General features: G+C 41.4%; 1 protein-coding gene. It reads left to right on the top strand.

The annotated features are described in order from the left end of the window. Window positions 1–364, top strand: a 364-nt coding sequence (locus tag F0L46_RS27845) for a hypothetical protein (RefSeq protein ID WP_188312164.1), incomplete at its 5' end; no start/stop codon positions are given. Window positions 365–428 lie beyond the last annotated feature (64 nt).

Raw genomic sequence — 428 nt, 5'->3', positions numbered from 1 at the left:
TTTGTTTCAAGAGTACTTTCCTTCCACTAGTCTGATAATGGCGTTTACGAAGTTTCTTTTTGTGATTACATTAATTACAATCGCGAGCGCTGGCTTTGTATGGGAGGACGATGACGATTTGTTCCCGGGATTCTCAGATACGTTCAAGATGCCAGAGATACCAGAGATAAAGTCTCTTGAATTTGATGATATTAAAACTCACGTCGCGGGAGATAACGAGCAATATACCGGAGAGTCTAAGTCGAGTTACAGTTCCTCATCCACGGTCAACGGCAAGACAGTGAGCAGCGGCGGAGTTAGCGAGTTGACAAATGGCGGAAAAGCCGGCGAAGAAAAGGTCATGGAATACAAAGATGGCGATTAAATAAATCCAGCGATTATTCACGAATAAAAAAATTTAAGTCAAAAATATTATTTCACAAAAGGGG

This window comes from Salinarimonas soli (genome assembly GCF_008386575.1).
Lineage (GTDB): Bacteria > Pseudomonadota > Alphaproteobacteria > Rhizobiales > Beijerinckiaceae > Salinarimonas_A > Salinarimonas_A soli.
The sequence above is the reverse complement of the archived record's forward strand: the minus strand, read 5'-3'. Positions and strand labels throughout refer to the sequence as shown.